This is a genomic window from Fibrivirga algicola (assembly GCF_011742925.1).
GTDB lineage: Bacteria > Bacteroidota > Bacteroidia > Cytophagales > Spirosomataceae > Fibrella > Fibrella algicola.
In genome coordinates this window covers 82,839-99,113 of record NZ_WAEL01000001.1, presented here as the reverse complement: position 1 = coordinate 99,113, position 16,275 = coordinate 82,839, and the positions used below count along the sequence as shown (strand labels likewise).

15 protein-coding genes are annotated in these 16,275 nt (G+C 52.8%); 12 read left to right on the top strand and 3 right to left on the bottom strand.

What is annotated here, in order from left to right:
• Positions 1-78: 78 nt before the first annotated feature.
• The 12 genes from F7231_RS00415 to F7231_RS00360 all read left to right on the top strand — a co-directional run bounded on the left by F7231_RS00415 (position 79) and on the right by F7231_RS00360 (position 10,068).
• Positions 79-1,971, top strand: a complete 1,893-nt coding sequence (locus F7231_RS00415; protein WP_166691160.1) for a M23 family metallopeptidase — start codon at positions 79-81, stop codon at positions 1,969-1,971.
• Between the two features lie 30 nt (positions 1,972-2,001).
• Positions 2,002-2,451 carry a thioredoxin-dependent thiol peroxidase gene (gene bcp, locus F7231_RS00410; RefSeq protein ID WP_085410570.1) on the top strand — a complete coding sequence of 150 codons (450 nt, stop codon included), beginning with the start codon at positions 2,002-2,004 and terminating at the stop codon, positions 2,449-2,451.
• 94 nt (positions 2,452-2,545) lie between these two features.
• Positions 2,546-3,403, top strand: coding sequence for a transketolase (locus F7231_RS00405; protein WP_166690513.1), 858 nt, complete (start codon positions 2,546-2,548; stop codon positions 3,401-3,403).
• 69 nt (positions 3,404-3,472) lie between these two features.
• Positions 3,473-4,453 (top strand): AAA family ATPase, encoded by a 981-nt coding sequence (locus tag F7231_RS00400; RefSeq protein ID WP_166690512.1) that lies wholly within the window; start codon positions 3,473-3,475, stop codon positions 4,451-4,453.
• On the top strand, positions 4,414-5,004 hold the full coding sequence (locus F7231_RS00395) for a DUF4276 family protein (protein WP_166690511.1): 591 nt from the start codon (positions 4,414-4,416) through the stop codon (positions 5,002-5,004). Before F7231_RS00400 ends, F7231_RS00395 begins: the two co-directional genes overlap by 40 nt.
• A 7-nt stretch (positions 5,005-5,011) precedes the next feature.
• Positions 5,012-5,965, top strand: coding sequence for a transketolase family protein (locus F7231_RS00390; protein WP_085410574.1), 954 nt, complete (start codon positions 5,012-5,014; stop codon positions 5,963-5,965).
• Between the two features lie 93 nt (positions 5,966-6,058).
• Complete coding sequence (locus tag F7231_RS00385) at positions 6,059-6,619, top strand: RNA polymerase sigma factor (protein WP_085410575.1); 561 nt, start codon at positions 6,059-6,061, stop codon at positions 6,617-6,619.
• Positions 6,620-6,649: 30 nt separating this feature from the next.
• Positions 6,650-7,138 (top strand): hypothetical protein, encoded by a 489-nt coding sequence (locus F7231_RS00380; RefSeq protein ID WP_166690510.1) that lies wholly within the window; start codon positions 6,650-6,652, stop codon positions 7,136-7,138.
• Between the two features lie 21 nt (positions 7,139-7,159).
• Positions 7,160-7,588 carry a hypothetical protein gene (locus F7231_RS00375; protein WP_085410577.1) on the top strand — a complete coding sequence of 143 codons (429 nt, stop codon included), beginning with the start codon at positions 7,160-7,162 and terminating at the stop codon, positions 7,586-7,588.
• A 201-nt stretch (positions 7,589-7,789) separates the two neighbouring features.
• Positions 7,790-8,452: a cytochrome b/b6 domain-containing protein gene (locus F7231_RS00370; RefSeq protein ID WP_166690509.1), complete on the top strand. Its 663-nt coding sequence runs from the start codon at positions 7,790-7,792 to the stop codon at positions 8,450-8,452.
• A gap of 4 nt (positions 8,453-8,456) precedes the next feature.
• Positions 8,457-9,263, top strand: coding sequence for a molybdopterin-dependent oxidoreductase (locus F7231_RS00365; protein WP_166690508.1), 807 nt, complete (start codon positions 8,457-8,459; stop codon positions 9,261-9,263).
• Positions 9,264-9,327: 64 nt separating this feature from the next.
• A complete protein-coding gene (locus F7231_RS00360; protein WP_166690507.1) occupies positions 9,328-10,068 on the top strand; it encodes a DUF1223 domain-containing protein in 741 nt (246 codons plus the stop codon).
• Between the two features lie 21 nt (positions 10,069-10,089).
• Here the strand turns inward: F7231_RS00360 and F7231_RS00355 are convergent, their stop codons facing one another.
• The 3 genes from F7231_RS00355 to F7231_RS00345 form a co-directional block, all read right to left on the bottom strand.
• Positions 10,090-11,361, bottom strand: a complete 1,272-nt coding sequence (locus F7231_RS00355; RefSeq protein ID WP_166690506.1) for a dipeptidase — start codon at positions 11,359-11,361, stop codon at positions 10,090-10,092.
• A gap of 131 nt (positions 11,362-11,492) precedes the next feature.
• Positions 11,493-12,953: a SusD/RagB family nutrient-binding outer membrane lipoprotein gene (locus tag F7231_RS00350; RefSeq protein ID WP_166690505.1), complete on the bottom strand. Its 1,461-nt coding sequence runs from the start codon at positions 12,951-12,953 to the stop codon at positions 11,493-11,495.
• Between the two features lie 83 nt (positions 12,954-13,036).
• On the bottom strand, positions 13,037-16,129 hold the full coding sequence (locus F7231_RS00345; RefSeq protein ID WP_166690504.1) for a SusC/RagA family TonB-linked outer membrane protein: 3,093 nt from the start codon (positions 16,127-16,129) through the stop codon (positions 13,037-13,039).
• Between the last annotated feature and the right edge of the window lie 146 nt (positions 16,130-16,275).

Genomic DNA, 16,275 nt, shown 5'->3' with positions numbered 1-16,275 from the left:
CCACTGCCCTCGCTGATTCAACCCGGTTATCTGCTGTTTCCTATCAATCCGGGTCAGGCAGGATCGCTTTCGGGCGGCATGGGCGATTTGCGGGGCAACCACTTTCACGCCGGCCTCGACATTCGAACGGGCGGCGTGGAGGGCCTCCCTGTACGGGCCGCCGCTGACGGGTACGTGTCGCGCATTGCCGTATTTACGGGCGGCTACGGAAACGTTATTTTCCTGAAACATCCGAACGGACTCACAACGGTATACGGTCACCTGAAAACGCTGAACGATACGCTGGGTACGTACCTGCGTGAGAACCAGTACGCCAACAAAACCTTCGAGATCGACCTGAAGCCCAGGCCCAACGAGTTTCCAGTGGCGAAAGGCGAAATCATTGCCCTATCGGGGAACACGGGCGGGTCGGGCGGGCCGCATTTGCATTTTGAAGTGCGTGACCCGAAAGACAACCTGCTGAATCCGTTGCTGTACGGATTCCCCGAACTATCAGACGATGTGCCCCCCTACTTCGAGCGAATCGCCATTCGGACTATGACGCCCAATTCGCGGTTAAACGGCGAGTTTCAGCGGCAGGTATTCACACCCGTTCGCCGGGCGGATGGCACTTATACGATCAGCCAGCCTATTTCGGGCTCGGGCCTGCTCGGGCTGGAATTGCTGGCCTATGATAAAGCCAACGGGTCGCCTTACCGCAACGGACTGAACTGCGTGGAAATCAGGCTGGACGGCAATGAGGTATTTGCGTACAACATGAACATGTTTCCGCACGAGCAGACACGGTTCATCAACGTGCACATGAACTACGAAGCCGAGCAACTCACTGGTCAGCGTTATCACCGGGGTTACCTGGCCGACGGAAATAAGCTGTCGCTGTACAAGACCAATACCTACCGGGGCAAGCTCCCCCTGCTCGACGGCAAACCCCACGAGGTGACGGTCACGCTATTCGATAACTACGAACACGCCACTACCCTGCGATTCATGGTGCTACCTGAGTCTATGGCTACTCCGGCTGCTCAATCAACGGCGACCATAGCGACCGACAGTATTGACCAACCTTTAACCGCCGTTTCAGCAGCGACCGTACAGGCGATTCCCAGCGTCACGATCACTCCCGACGACAACGTACTGAAGCTATCGGTGCAGGGCTTACCCGGTGCACCACCGAATGCGCTGCTGTTCACCGGCAAAAAGACAACTGAGCTTCCCGTTGCCTACACCCGCGCCAACAAGGCGGTTTACCTGATCGATCTGACCAAAACGCTGCCCGACTCAGTTCAGGTTGGCCGGGGCCGGCTGCCGCTCAACTTTCGGCAGGCAATCATTCCGGGACGCACCCAGACCGTTGATGCTGGCAATGTTACCCTACGCTTCAATCCCGAATCGCTGTTCGACACGTTGTATCTCTCTACCAGAACAACGGCAGGTAATATCCTGGAGATTAACCAGAATACTGTTCCGTTGAATGACTTCGTCGACATTCGATTCACGCCCACGTCACCGATCAACATCGATACCATGCGGACGAAAATGTACGCACTCTCCGGTGGTCGACAACGGTTTGTTGGCGGTACCTGGACGAAGAACCGGATCGAATTCCGGACCCGCGAACTGGGTAAGTTTGGCCTGCTGACCGATGTAACGCCCCCCGCCATCCGGGTAGTCAGTGTCACGGGTAAAGGCATCAGCGCCCGCATCAGCGACGACCTGTCGGGCATCGATCAGTTCCGGGTATTTGTCAACGGGGAGTGGATACTGATGCAGTACGATTATAAGCGGGCCTTGATCTGGTCAGACAAGCTCGACCCTGAAACGCCGTTCGAGCCAGAATCCGAGGTGATTATTCAGGTACGTGACCGGTCGGGTAATGTGGGCGAAGTGGTCACAACTATTGCAGCGGCCCCAGCCCCAAAAGCAAAGCCGGTAAAGAAGGCGCCTCCAAAAAAACGAGGTCGGAACCGCTAAGCTGAATATGTTTGCACTAAATTCCTGACTATGACTCTTTCCGTTGGCGATCTCGCCCCCGATTTTACTACTACCGATCAGCATGGTAACCCATTGACCCTCTCTGATTATCGGGGCAGAAAGGTAGTGCTGTACTTCTACCCCAAAGACGACACACCGGGTTGTACTGCCCAGGCCTGTAGCCTGCGCGACAATTATGCCGAATTAAAAAAAGCCGGCTATGAAGTGCTTGGGGTGAGTATCGATCCGGCAAAAGCGCATTATAAGTTTATTACCAAATACGATCTACCCTTTTCGCTGGTGGCCGACACCGACCAGTCGGTCGTAGAGGCATATGGTGTGTGGCAGGAGAAATCGATGTACGGACGTACCTACATGGGCACTGTTCGAAAAACATTCATCATCGACGAGAACGGCCTGATCACCGACATCATTGAAAAAGTTGACACAAAAAATCACGCAACGCAAATTTTGACATAGTTTACCGTTTACGGGCTACTCCTTACTATGGCTTCGCTACTGAGCAGCATACTAGTAATCAGCAGCCAGTAAACGGTAAACGGCCTTTAAGACTATGGAAATACAACAACTTGAGCACATTGCTTCGCAGGTACGTCGCGATATTCTGCGGATGGTATCTGCCGTTAATTCAGGACACCCAGGCGGTTCATTAGGCTGCACAGACCTGTTTGTGGCCCTTTATTTCGACGTCCTTCGCAAGAAGCTGGATGCCGACGGCAAACCTGTTTTTGAGATGGATGGCAAAGACGAAGACCTGTTCTTCCTCTCGAATGGTCACATTTCGCCGGTATTCTATTCGGTACTGGCCCGCACGGGTTATTTCCCTGTGTCGGAACTGGCTACCTTCCGCAAACTGGACAGCCGGTTGCAGGGTCACCCCACCACCGCTGAGCACCTGCCGGGCGTTCGTATTGCGTCGGGTTCACTGGGACAGGGTCTATCGGTAGCAGCCGGTGCGGCTTTTGCCAAGAAACTGAACAAAGACGACAAGCATGTCTATGTGCTGATGGGCGACGGTGAGCAGCAGGAAGGTCAGGTTTGGGAGGCGGCTCAGTTTGCCCCCAACAAAAAACTTGGCAACCTCACGGCCATCATCGACTACAACCTCGCGCAGATCGACGGCACCACCATGGGCGTCAACGATAACCGCGACCTGGCCGCGAAATACAAAGCCTTTGGCTGGAACGTGACCGAAATGCAGGGCAACGACATGGGTGATATCATCAAGACCCTGAAAGATGCCAAATTTGATCCCGAAGTACCCACGCTGATTCTGATGCACACCCTGATGGGCTACGGTGTCGACTTCATGGCGGGTAATTACAAGTGGCACGGTACCGCCCTCAACCCCGAACAAATGGCCAACGCCCTCGGCCAACTGCCTGAATACACAGGCATGGAGGACTATTAAAAATTGCTGACGTGTGTAGAGACGCAAAATCTTGCGTCTCTACGGTAGCCGTACGGTACGCCGCATTCAATGAATATCAAACGCCTCGTCATCGAAAATTTCAAGTCAATTGAAAAAATTGAACTTGAGAATCCGAATCCGTTCACGGTCTTTGTCGGCCCAAACGGCGCGGGCAAATCGAATATCTTCGAGGCGTTGGAGTTTATGAATCTAGCCACAAAAGCGAGCGGCTTGCTGGAAAGTATGTTTGGTGGAACGGACAAGTTTGTTAACCGGAGAGCTAGCAAGAAAACAGTAAATGCATTAGCCGTTTTAGATTCGGTGTCTCTGGAGTTAAAACTAAAGGGCGATGAAAATCAAGTTTCAGCTTACCGCGTCATTGGACCTGAGATAACCGATGGTAACACAGAGAAGGCAATTGGAAAGAGGCAAGACATAGATCAATTTCTGGCAAACTTCTCACGGCTATTCGTAGGCAACCATGGTTTGGTCAAGTTCACATACAAAGACGACGACCGACTATCGCTTTCCGCAGACAACCTTAAACTTGTTCTAAAGCGTGTACTGAGCAACGCCCCCCTTAGGCAAGAGATTTTCGAGTGGCTTGAATTGTTTGTACCTGGTTTCAAGGCTGTTGAAATTGATGATCGCGATGAAATACGTTGGCTTGAAGAATCAAGCGATCGCTACTTCACAGAAGATCTGATATCTGACGGTACGAAAAGCATCCTCGCTTTACTAACTGCGGTTTACCAGAGTGATAAACCACAATTCCTTTGTATTGAGGAGCCTGAGAATGGTCTTAATCCGAAAGTAACGAAGGAGTTGGTTCAGCTATTCCGATTTGCCTGTGAGGAGTATGGCCATTATATCTGGCTGAATACACATTCGCAATCGTTAGTGTCTGTGCTTACGCCTGAGGAGATCATTTTGGTAGATAAAGTGGATGGTGCAACAAAGACGAAGCAGGTAGCAGGAATGAACCTGCATGGATTACCAATGGACGAAGCGTGGTTGTCAAACGCTCTTGGCGGTGGCATTCCATGGTAAGGCTGGGCATCATATGCGAGGGTGAATCAGAGAAGATCATTTTTGATTCATCCGATTTCAAGGCACTGATGGACAGCTACCAAATAGAGTTAGTAGACGTGGTTGTTGCAGGCAGTAAGACGCAGTACCGAGCAAACTTCCTGCCTAAACATCGGCAGATTCTGCTGGACAAGGGCGTGGAGCGAATTATTGCGTTAGTCGATTTGGATGACGATCAGTGTATCACGTTGACCAAACAAACAGTCCCGGCATTTGACGACCAAATAGTGGTAGTAGCTGTTAAGGAATTTGAGAACTGGTATCTCGCCGATACAGTAGCGCTAGGTACGTTCACAGGTATTGATCAACCAGTCGACAAACCAGAAGGGTACGTTGAACCGCTAGATGAGATTATCCGTCTGCTTGGCAAACGCTTTCCGAAGAGTAAACCTAAGCTCGCCAACAACATGAAACGTTGCGGCTTCAGCATTGAACGTGCGGCGGGGCACCCGAACTGTCCGTCGGCGCGGTATTTTTTGAATAAATTGCAAACACTCGCTTCGGCGAATTGAGAATAACATGAAAAAATTCGAATACACGGATAAGAAAGACACCCGGTCTGGCTTCGGCGCGGGAATCTATGAACTGGGCAAAACAAACCCGAATGTGGTCGCCCTCACCGCCGATTTGGCTGGCTCACTCAAGCTTGATGCCTTCATTAAGGATTTTCCGGATCGGTTTATCCAGTGCGGTATTGCCGAAGCCAACATGATCGGCGTATCAGCTGGTCTGACTATCGGCGGCCATATTCCGTTTGCCACTACGTTTGCCAACTTCGCTACGGGTCGGGTATATGACCAGATCCGGCAGTCGGTAGCGTACTCGGAGAAGAACGTGAAAATCTGCGCATCGCACTCGGGCCTTACACTGGGCGAAGATGGAGCTACGCACCAGATTCTGGAAGATCTGGGTATGATGAAGATGCTACCCAACATGACGGTCATCAACACCTGCGACTATAATCAGACAAAAGCGGCAACCATCGCTATTGCCGAGCACGTTGGTCCGGTATACCTGCGTTTTGGCCGTCCGGTACTGCCCGTATTTACGCCTGCCGATCAGAAATTTGAGATTGGTAAAGCGTGGCATATGAACGAAGGTGATGCCTGTTCGGTATTTGTGACGGGTAACCTGGTGTGGGAGGCTGTTCTGGCCGGTGAAATGCTGTCGGCAGAAGGCATCGAAATCGACCTGATCAATATTCACACGATTAAACCGTTAGATCAGGAAGCGATCCTGAACTCGGTGAAGAAAACGGGTTGTGCTGTTTCTGTAGAGGAGCACAACATCTGGGGTGGTCTGGGCGAAAGTATCGCTCACGTATTGGCCCAGAATTTGCCCCGTCCTCAGGAGTTTGTTGGCACAAAAGATACCTTTGGCGAAAGCGGTACCCCCGATCAGCTTTTGGAAAAATATGGCCTCAAAGCCGCTAACATCGCCGATGCCGTTAAACGGGCAATAGCACGGAAATAAGTTTGACGTTTGTGGTTTGTCGTTGCGCTACAGTAGCACCTGATTGTTACGTAGCAGCGCACCGACAAACCACAAACGTCAAACCCATTTTGAATGACTGACCAGGAACTACTCGAAAAATACCGCGATCCGTCAAGTCGGAATTATGCCTTTAATCTGATGGTAAAAAAATACCAGCAGAAGATCTATTGGCATATCCGGAAGATGGTGATCGACCATGATGATGCCGACGACCTGGTGCAGGATACGTTTGTGAAGGTGTGGGCCAGTCTGGAACAGTTTCGGGGCGACAGTCAGTTATATACCTGGATTTACCGCATTGCCACCAACGAGTGCCTTAACTTCCTCAATAAGAAACGACGACGGTTCTTTCTGCCGATTGGCGATGTGGAGGGCGAGTTGATGGAAAAACTCGAAAGCAACGCCGACTATGTCACGTCGGGTGATGACCCCAGTGGTGAGGAGATACAACTTGTTTTACAAAAAGCGCTGCTTAAATTACCTGATAAACAGCGACTTGTCTTTAACATGAAATACTTCGACGACATGAAATACGAAGAAATTTCGGAGATTACAGGTACGTCGGTGGGTGCGTTGAAGGCATCGTATCACCTGGCTGTAAAGAAGATTGAGGATTTTTTGACCAACCGTTAAACCCCGGCACGGGCTGAGCATCAAAGAAGTATGAACAGTAAACAACCAATACGGCTTGAGGAGATCGACGCAGGGCACCCCCTGCGGCAGCATCCGTTTGAAGCGGTAGGTGCTGGGGTTCCTGACGGATATTTCGACACACTGGCTTCGCGGGTACAGGCCCGGGTAGCCCACCAAACACAATCGGCCGGCCCGATTATCAGCTGGTCATGGGGACGGACGATGGCTTCGATGGCCGGAGCCGGGCTAGTGGCTACATTAGTCTGGATAACCTGGCCCCAACGACAGGACTCGATCGGTCGGGAAACGTTGAGTGGCGTTAGCGACGCAGCGATTGTAGCCTACCTTGATGAGCAGGGGCTGAACCCCGACGAAGTGACTGCACTTCAGACAAGTACCGCCGCCACGTCCGACGAAGAATCGTCGTCACTCCAGTACCTCGACATTAAATCAGACGCTATCCGACAACACTTGGAATCACAGGATATCAGCGACGAACTCACGGACATGGGCTCTTAATATTCAAGCTAGAACACACCTATGAAACACCTATTATTGGCACTTCTGTTGCTCACGACCGTATCCCTCGGGCAAGTCATGGCTCAGAGCGATATTCAAAAAATCGAGTCGCAGAAGATTGGCTACATTACCAATCGCCTCAATCTCACCACCGAACAGGCACCCCAGTTTTGGGCTATCTATAATGAGTACAATGGCAAAAAGAAGGATCTGAACCGTAAAATCCGCCAGCTTACTGGTGAAAATTCACGGCAAAACCCGAACGATGCCGATGTACTGAGCAAGCTAAAAGAAGTGAACGGCGCCAAGCAGAAATTAGGCGAACTCGACGACGAATATATGTCTCGTTTCCTGAAAGTAATCAGCCCCACCCAGCTACAGGAACTGTACAAAGCCGAACGGAACTTCAACCGGATGCTGCTTGAGAAACTCAACAGTAATCAGGATTAGCACTGTCTACTCAACTCGTAGAATGCCCCGACCACAGCGATGAGGTTGGGGCATTTTTGTATCGCTACAAATCTGATTATTAAGGTGCTATCTTGTCTCTATATTTATAGAACAAACCGTTGTCAGCTACAAAACGATTATAAATGGAGCGCATGATGTGGACTAAATCCGCCTTACGTTGCCGCAAAAAGCCACCTTTCCATGAAACGCATCGTCGACAACAAGCACCCGCTGGCTATTCGCTGGTTTCACTGGGTAAATTTTCCGGTACTGGCCATTATGATCTGGAGCGGACTGCTCATTTACTGGGCGTATCATCCGTATAAAATTCAGATTGGCGGATTTACGCTTATCACCTTTTTCCCGGAGTGGTTTTTCAATGGACTGCATCTGAAACGACGCCTGGCGGAGGGCATGTCGTGGCATTTTGCGCTCATGTGGCTCTTCACCCTCAACGGCATCCTGTATGTAGGGTACACGCTCTTTTCGGGTGAATGGCGCCACCTGTTCCCCAGGCGCAACTCGTTTCGGGAAGCCTGGCAGGTGGTGTTGCATGATCTGGGTATTCGGAAAGGACCCTTGCCAATGGAGAAATATAATGCTGCGCAGCGCATTGCCTACAGCAGCATCATCGTGATGGGCTTCGGTTCGTTGGTCACCGGGCTGGCCATTTACAAGCCTACCCAACTGGCTTGGTTAACGACCTTACTGGGGGGCTACGAGACGGCCCGGCTGCTGCACTTCGCCTTGACGATTGGGTACGTGCTGTTTTTTGTCATTCATATTGCGCAGGTGGTAAAGGCGGGGTGGAACAATTTTCGAAGTATGGTTACGGGCTTTGATGTAGTAGATGAACAGGCATAAACCGATGGAAACGAACGAACAACAACCGCAGATGCCCGAACGTGAAGCCCTGACAGCCGAGCAGCAAATTCGACGGCGCACGCTAAAAGCCTTTGGTCTCTTCGGCCTGGCGAGTCTGGTGCCGGTGGGTATCTGGAAGTACATCACGGCACAACCCAAAGAGGCCGGTATCCCAACACCATTGCGCGCCGTATTAGACGGCAACGAGCAGGTGGCCAATACTTATTTTTCAAACCAGCACCTCGCTCCTACGTTTAACCTGGAGCAGGCTGCCAAGGCGGTTCGGGTTAACGGCCGCGAGGGAATCCGTACCGAGCTTGATCCGGCAACGTGGCAACTACAGGTGCTGCAACCCGGTCGTGAGAAGCTGATGATCCCCCTGGAGGCGATCAAAGCCCTGCCTAAACAGGAGTTGGTGTTCAACTTCAAATGTGTAGAAGGCTGGAGCCAGATTCAGCACTGGGGCGGCACACGGCTGTCTGATTTTATAGCACATTACAAGCTTGGTACCCGGACAGGACAGCCGGCTGCCGACGAGGGCGATTATTTCAACTACCTGGGTATGGAAACGCCCGATAAAGGCTACTACGTTGGCCTCGATATGGCCAGTGCCATGCACCCACAGACGTTGCTCGCTTACGAGATGAACGGCGAGCCGCTGACTGCTCTCCACGGCGCGCCGCTACGGCTGATTATCCCGGTGAAATATGGCGTGAAAAACCTCAAACGCATTGGCACTATCACCTTTGCCGACGATCGTCCGCGCGATTTCTGGGCTGAACGGGGATACGATTACCATGTCGGCTTGTAGGTAGATACGTTAGGCAAGCTACATGTTGGTGCTTGCCCGCACAGACTCACCCTAAATCAACAGCATGAAAATCAATCGATTACTACTGAGCATACTGGTCTCGCTCCCCCTATCGGCAACGAACGCACCCACGGCAACCCATCCGGTAGCGGTGATCGAACTGTTTACCTCACAGGGTTGCTCGAGTTGCCCGCCCGCCGACCGATTATTGATGGAAACAGCAGATAAAGCAATTGCTGCAAAGCAGCCGGTATATGCCCTGTCTTTCCACGTCGACTATTGGGATGGGCTTGGCTGGCGCGACCCGTTCAGCGATGCGCGGTTTACAGCCCGGCAACGACAATATGCCCGCCGGCTTGCCCTTGAAACGCTGTATACGCCACAGGCCATTTTGAATGGAACACAAGTGTTTGTCGGCTCGAATCGTGCCCGGCTGACCAGCCTGCTGACCGAGGCGTTAAACCAGCCGGCACCAATTACGATTCAAGCAAAGGCCGCTCAAGAAGGAGGATCCGTGCGGGTTGAGACGAAGCTGTCAGGTACGTTGTCGGGGGCTGTTCTGAATGTCGCGTTAGTGAGTAATTCAGTTAGCACGGTGGTTCGTAAAGGCGAAAACGCAGGGCGCACCTTAACGCACAGCAATGTTGTACGGGCCTTTACTACCATTCGCGCCACCGAGAGTGGACAAGTTACGTTACCTCTGCCAGCCAATTTTGACCCGGCTGCTGGTGCTGTAATCACATACCTCCAACACGAAAAAACGCTGGCGGTACTGGGTGCTGCGCGGGTGGCGCTCAACAAGTAACACCACCCCGCCAGCCCCGCGCTACTTACTGGCTAACTCACGTGTCCGGTTTTTTCCTTTCTCGACCGCTTTCATGACCCGGAAGAAGTTGCCACTCCAGATTTTTTCGATGTCTTTCTTCGAATAGCCACGCCGCACTAATTCGATGGTCACGTTCTCATATTGACTCACATCGAAGCAGTCGGCCAGTGCGCCGCCACCGTCGAAATCGGCACCCATGCCCACGTGTTCGATGCCAATCACCTTCACGATATGATCGATGTGGTCAACGGCATCTTTCACTGTAGCCAGCTGTATCGGGTATTTCTGGTTGACAGCCATAAACTCGGCGCGCGCTTTTTTCTGATCCTCCTCCGATAGTCTGCTCATGGCCCCCATCAGCGCACGACGATCAGCAACACCCCATTTATCAAGTACCGTTTTCAGGGCGGCTTCGCGCTCGGGGCTGGCAGGAATGGTTTTGATGTAATCGCTCAGTAGGTTTAACTGGACCACGCCCCCGTTTTTAGCCAGTGCCCGCAGCATATCGTCGGTCAGGTTGCGGGGGTGATTACAGATGGCCTTGGCCCCCGAATGCGAGGCAATGATGGGTACGTTCGATAGCCGCACGACGTCATAAAACGTTGAGTCGGACACGTGCGACACGTCGACCATCATACCCAGCCGGTTCATTTCTGCTACTACCTGCTCGCCTAGTGGGCTCAGACCCTGGTACTCAGCTCCTTTCGGGTCGGTCGATGAATCGCAGATGTCGTTATTGCTGGAATGGCAAAGGGTCATATAGCGGGCACCGAGGTCGTAAAATTGCTTCAGCAAGCTGATATCGTGGCCCATCGGATAGCCGTTCTCGACACCAATAAAAATCACCCGTTTGCCGGTTTTCCCAATCTGGTAAGCGTCGTCGGGCGTGGTAGCCAGCGCCGCGTCCGAAGCCGTGTTTTTGAGCGTGGTGTGCACCGCATCGAAGACACCCAGTGCTTTCTTCTTCGCCGTTTCGTGGCCTTCGGGGGTGCGTGGGCCCTGCCCCAGATATACAGCCCAGAAAATGGCATCAAGACCACCCCGCTTCATCCGCGGGTAGTCGACTTTGCTGTTTGTCTGGCGGGCGTCGTTGTCTTTCGTCACGTCGAACCCACCCCGCGACAGGAGCATGGGCGTATCGGCGTGCGTATCAACGGTGAAGGCTTTGTCGTGAATCTTGTGCGCTTTTTTCAGAAGTGCCTTCTCGTTTTGGGCAGAAGCCGACAACGAAAACAGCGCCAGACAAGCCGCCGTATATAACTGGTTTTTCATACTTGTATGAGTTGGGGAAGGTACTGTATTGCTTCACTTGGCGCGTTACTTCGTCAGGTAAGCGCTGAGCCTAGTCGAAGTAACGCGCCAAATGAAGCAATAATTTTTACAAATAATCCATTATCAATCAATTACTTAGCGAACCACAACTTCATCCGCATCGTATTTTGACCACCTTGCCGGGTCAGTGCTTCGTTGAAGTTGACGCGGTTCAGCGACTCTTCCGAACCGGGATACGGCAAGCGGGTTGGAATCACATTGAGGTTCGTGTTCAGGGCAGGCGGGGTAAGGGCCGGAATACCCGTCCGGCGGAACTCCGTCCAGGCTTCCACACCCTGGCCGAAGAGCGCAATCCATTTTTGTTCCATCAACTGCGTGTAACCAGCCGTTCCCCCCGCGAAGGTATTAGCAGTCAGGTACGTGGGTGACGCCGTTAGCCCATACTGGCTATGCGACGCCTTGATGGCATCTGTATACAGCGTTGCAGCGTCGCCCGCTGCTGCGATGCCCTTATAGGCAAATTCGGCTTTGATGAACAGCGATTCGGCGTAGCTCAGCAGCACACCCGGTGCTGTGGCCGCGACAAAGTAATTTCCCACTTTCGACGTCTTCGAAAGGCCCAGCGAGTTGGCGTCAGAGGCGGCCAATCCATTCGGTACGCCTTTGTAATCGCCCCCATCGGCAGGTGCGTTTGCATACACGGCCAGGCGGGCATCGCCCAGTGCCTTCATCTTGTTAACCAGCGTAGCGCCAACCCGGTGATCGTCGCGGGTTTTGCGGTTTTCATTAACGGGGTTGTTGCTTGGTGCGGCAGCCAGGTACACGAGTTGAACGTTATCGGCATTCGAGGCTAGCGTCGGGTATTTGGCCGGATCTTTCAGAATACGCTCGATTTCGGCCTTGGCATCGATGGGCGAATCGGCCTTGCCCAGCATCCGGTTCAGGATACGCAAACTCAGGGTGTTGGCAAATTTCCGCCACTTGGTCAGGTCGCCGCTAAACAGGATATCACCGCCAATCGCTTTGCTCTTGTCGGCCACGTCGATCTGTTCACCTGCTGCTTTCAATTCAGCGACCAGACCGGCATATACGTCTTTCTGGGCGTCATATTTGGGCTGTAACGTACCTTCCAGGCCCTGAATGGCCTGTTTGTAGGGAATATCACCGTATACATCTGTGAGCACCGAAAAAGCCCACGACCGCATGATGACGGCGACCGCCTGGTAATTGGTGTTGCCGGTTTGCTGACCGATCTTATAAATACGCTGGTAGTCAGCTATTGACTCGATGTACAGGGTCTGCCAGCCCGTATTGGCAACGTCGTTGGTCACGGTGTACTGATCAATGTCGGTGTACTGAATCCGGGCCCAGTGCTGCGAAAAGCCATCGCCTACGTCCATACCCAATGAGCCACCCCAATACGCATCAACGGCGGTCTGAATACCGTGCGGCATAAACAGGTCGGCCGAGGCATTGGTCGGGGTGTTGGGGTTGGTATTGATTTCGGCAAACTCACCGGTGCAGGCAGACATGCCCAGAAACAGACTAGCCAGTGCGGCTTTATAGCGGAGCGAATAAATGATTCGTTTCATGATTCGGAGTTGATCTGATGGGCGCCTAGTCAACGGCTGACGGGGCGTTCAGGCCCGTCGGCCGTTGACTACCGACCTGTGATTTATAGGCTGAAGCTGACGTTGAAACCGATGGAGCGCGTTGAGGGAGTTTGCCCGTTTTCGATACCCTGCAGGTTGCCATCGTTGTAATAGCTGGTTTCCGGGTCGATATGTGGTAGGTTGCTGTACAACAGCGCCAGGTTACGACCAACGGCCGAAATGGTGATATCGCGGAAAGGCAGGCGGCTGAATACTTTGCCCGGCAGGCGGTAGGTCAGCCGAACCTCGCGCAGTTTTACGTAGCTACCGTCGAAAATCGTGTTTTCGTTATTGGTCAACAGGTAGTACTTGTGATGCCATTCTTCCGACGAGATCGATTTGGTGTTGGGTACGTATATCGGATTTTCGGGCGTTCCGGTATTTACAACGCCCTGACCAACAATGCCCGTTTCGCGGCCAAGCGTTGTTTCGGCCAACACGCCCGTATACCGACCAATGTTGATCGTCTGCGAGAAGATATCACCACCCGCTTTGGCATCGATCAGCGTGCTCAGCGCCAAGTTTTTGTAGGTAAACGTGTTCTGAATGCCGCCAATCCAACGGGGCGTGAAGTTGCCCAATATGCGCCGAACCGGGTCTACACGCGGGTAACCGCTGTTATCATACACGATGTTGCCCGACGGATCGCGCAGGAAACCCTGCCCGAAGAACGTACCGTACGGTTGCCCGATGCGGGCTTCGACGGTCATCCCCCGAACGCTGCCCAAGGTATATGTGTCCAGCCCCTCGGCTAGTTCAACAACTTTGTTCTGGTTCCGCGCCCAGTTTACGGCTACGTCCCACTGGAAGTTGGCCGTTTTTACCGGTGAGCCCGTCAGTTGAATTTCAATACCCTTGTTTTGCAGGCGGCCTGCGTTCAACAGTTTCGACGAGAAGCCCGTTGCGTTAGAGATGTTGACGTTCAGAATCTGGTTATACGACTGTTTATCGTAGTACGTCACATCGACGCCAACGCGGTTGTTCCACAGTTTTACCTCGGCCCCGATCTCATACGAGTCGGTCAGTTCAGGCTTGAGCGCCGCGTTGAGCATAGCGTTACTTTCGGCCAGCGACGGTGTTGATCCCCAGGCGCTGGCGTAGTTGTAAGTCTGCAGCAGGTTATACGGATCGGTATCGTTGCCCACCCGGGCCACGCCAGCACGCACTTTCGCAAACGACAGCACGTCTGAATTTGACTTGAACATATCGGTCAATACCGCGCTCAATGCCGCCGATGGATAGAAGTACGACAGGTTATCGGCTGGCAACGTGCTCGACCAGTCGTTGCGAACGGTTACATCCAGGAAGAGGAAGTTCCGGAAGCCAACGTTCGATGAGGCATACACGCTGTTGATGACTTTGCGCGAGTACATCGTGCCATCCGTAACGGGCCGCTGACGTGAGTTACCGATGTTCCAGACGCGTGGAATGGCCAGTTCGGTAGCCCCCGTGTAGTTGCGCTGGGTGAAGTTGGCGCGGTGGTTACCACCTACGTTGGCCGTGATATCGAAATCGCCGAATTTACGGTTGGCGTTCAACAAGAAATCAGAGTTCGATTCCTGCACAAAAATCAGGTCTTCGTTGTAGCTGTCGAACAGGTTCGAAGTACGCGCCGCGTTCTTTGTTTTGCGACGGTCCTGATAGAAGTCTGTTCCTGAACGGGCCGTCAGCGCCAGCCAGGGCGTGAATTTGTAGGTCACGGCTACGTTACCAAACAACCGGTCTTTGGCGTTCTCCCGGGCACTCACATTAAGCTGGTAGTACGGGTTGGTCCAGTAGTTGTCGTTCCAGTTGCGCTGGTAGATGCTGCCGGGAGCCTGGTAGTTTTTCAGGCTTTCCATATCGACCTGTCGGCCAAACCAGATAAAGTAAAGTCCCCAGTTAGTGCGGTTGTCGCTGCCATCGTTTACGTAGTTACCCGTCGCCCGAATGCTCAGTTTGTCGGTCAGGTTCCAGCCCGCGTTGAGGGCTACAGTACGGCGGCGGTAATCGGTATTGGGCAATATCCCATTCTGGCTCAATTCGGTATACGACAGCCGGAAATCGCCTTTGTCGCTGCCACCGGTCAATGATACGTTGTTGGTCAGCGTGCGGCCGGTCCGATAAAACTGGTTCACGTTGTCGGGATGGGCAATCCAGGGTGTGGCCTGCCGAACGCCGTTGACAATGGGCGAGTCAAACTGCTCGATGAGCCGACCATCCAATTTAGGGCCCCAGCTTTCGTCGACACCGTCGTTGATACCAGCGCCCCGGCCATCAACGTACCTGAACGTTCCTTTGGCACCCTGCCCATATTCATTTTGCCACTCAGGCTGGCGAAACGGGGTGTCGAAGGTGGTGTTGGAGTTAATGGCAACGCCAATTCCTTTCGATCCTTTACCGCTTTTCAGCGTAATCAGGATAACGCCGTTGGCGCCCCGCGAGCCGTAAAGTGCAGCCGCGCTTGGCCCTTTCAGCACGCTGATGTTCTCGATATCATCCGGGTTGATCGACGCGGCACCGTTGCCATAATCGACTGCCGTACCAGAGCCAATGTTGCTGTTATCGATGGGTACCCCGTCGACAACAAAGAGCGGCTGATTATTGCTGCCGATCGAGTTAGAACCCCGAATCAGTACCCGCGACGAGGCACCGGGAGCACCGTTTGAGCCCGTTACCTGCACCCCGGCGATCCGCCCCGACAGCGAATTGACGAGGTTTGTTTCGCGCGCCTGGGTTAACTGCTTACCGTTGACCTCCTGCACCGAGTAGCCCAGCGCCTTTTTTTCACGGGTAATCCCCAGGGCCGTTACCACCACTTCGCCCAGAATAGACGCATCTTCTTCCAGCGTCACCGACAGGTTTGTGTTGTTACCAACCGCGATCTCGATAGGCTTGTATCCAATGTACGAGACAACCAGCGTGGCGTTTGGCTGGGCATTAAGCGTAAACTCACCGTTAGCATTTGTGGTGCTACCCCGGTCGGTGCCTTTAATAATGACGTTGGCACCGGGCAGGCCCGTCCCATCTGACTTAGAGAGTACCCGTCCGGATAAAGTTCGATCCTGTGCGTGCCCCAGAAGGCTACAACCTAGTAGAATCGACAAGTAACAGATTGCAGATAGTATTCTATTCATGTTGGGTTGTATTTAGAGATTGAGAGAGAATAAACTATAACTATTCCAATAAAAAAGCACTAAAAAATGACTTGAGACTGACCAGCTAGCGACTGGTCCTGTCGTATTCACTTTACAAAATGACTGGATTGATTGGGGGAAATTGC

What these genes read in the sequence shown, in the direction of transcription:
- F7231_RS00390 (WP_085410574.1), top strand. Translation starts at nt 5,012, where the DNA reads ATGAAAAAATTCGAATACACGGATAAGAAAGACACCCGGTCTGGCTTC.
- F7231_RS00415 (WP_166691160.1), top strand. Translation starts at nt 79, where the DNA reads ATGGGCGATTTGCGGGGCAACCACTTTCACGCCGGCCTCGACATTCGA.
- F7231_RS00345 (WP_166690504.1), bottom strand. Translation starts at nt 16,129, where the DNA reads ATGAATAGAATACTATCTGCAATCTGTTACTTGTCGATTCTACTAGGT.
- F7231_RS00370 (WP_166690509.1), top strand. Translation starts at nt 7,790, where the DNA reads ATGAAACGCATCGTCGACAACAAGCACCCGCTGGCTATTCGCTGGTTT.
- F7231_RS00400 (WP_166690512.1), top strand. Translation starts at nt 3,473, where the DNA reads ATGAATATCAAACGCCTCGTCATCGAAAATTTCAAGTCAATTGAAAAA.
- F7231_RS00405 (WP_166690513.1), top strand. Translation starts at nt 2,546, where the DNA reads ATGGAAATACAACAACTTGAGCACATTGCTTCGCAGGTACGTCGCGAT.
- F7231_RS00350 (WP_166690505.1), bottom strand. Translation starts at nt 12,953, where the DNA reads ATGAAACGAATCATTTATTCGCTCCGCTATAAAGCCGCACTGGCTAGT.
- F7231_RS00360 (WP_166690507.1), top strand. Translation starts at nt 9,328, where the DNA reads ATGAAAATCAATCGATTACTACTGAGCATACTGGTCTCGCTCCCCCTA.
- F7231_RS00355 (WP_166690506.1), bottom strand. Translation starts at nt 11,361, where the DNA reads ATGAAAAACCAGTTATATACGGCGGCTTGTCTGGCGCTGTTTTCGTTG.
- F7231_RS00380 (WP_166690510.1), top strand. Translation starts at nt 6,650, where the DNA reads ATGAACAGTAAACAACCAATACGGCTTGAGGAGATCGACGCAGGGCAC.
- F7231_RS00385 (WP_085410575.1), top strand. Translation starts at nt 6,059, where the DNA reads ATGACTGACCAGGAACTACTCGAAAAATACCGCGATCCGTCAAGTCGG.
- F7231_RS00365 (WP_166690508.1), top strand. Translation starts at nt 8,457, where the DNA reads ATGGAAACGAACGAACAACAACCGCAGATGCCCGAACGTGAAGCCCTG.
- F7231_RS00375 (WP_085410577.1), top strand. Translation starts at nt 7,160, where the DNA reads ATGAAACACCTATTATTGGCACTTCTGTTGCTCACGACCGTATCCCTC.
- bcp (WP_085410570.1), top strand. Translation starts at nt 2,002, where the DNA reads ATGACTCTTTCCGTTGGCGATCTCGCCCCCGATTTTACTACTACCGAT.